The organism is Pseudomonas sp. Wu6 (assembly GCF_019891515.1).
Classification (GTDB): domain Bacteria; phylum Pseudomonadota; class Gammaproteobacteria; order Pseudomonadales; family Pseudomonadaceae; genus Aquipseudomonas; species Aquipseudomonas orientalis_A.
Window position 1 is genome coordinate 1 of the sequence record NZ_JAFLXH010000102.1, and the last position, 388, is coordinate 388.

Genomic DNA, 388 nt, shown 5'->3' on the forward strand with positions numbered 1-388 from the left:
GAACGTGACTGAAGGTGGCCAGATCACCTACACCGCGACCTTGACCAACCCGGCACAAACCCCGGTGAACGTCACCTTGAGCAATGGCTCGGTGATTACCATCAAGGCGGGGGAATCGACGGGTACTGTGGTTGTCGATACCCCGGCCAATGACGTCTACGTTAATGGCTCGACCGTCAGCACCACTATTACAGGCGCTACCGGCGGCAACTTTGAAAACCTGGTGCCGAGCACGACGCCTGCGGTCACCACCATTACTGATGTGGTCGATACCACCACTGTCACGCTGACGGCCGGTTCCACCGTGACCGAAGGCGGTCAGATCACTTACACCGCGACATTGACCAACCCGGCACAAACCCCGGTGAACGTCACCTTGAGCAATGGC

The 388-nt window shown here is 58.5% G+C and carries 1 protein-coding gene; it reads left to right on the forward strand.

Annotation, left to right across the window (positions count from 1 at the left end; translation table 11 throughout):
- Positions 1-388 (forward strand): immunoglobulin-like domain-containing protein (locus J1G34_RS26975; RefSeq protein WP_222994870.1); only part of this gene is annotated, 388 nt, incomplete at both ends.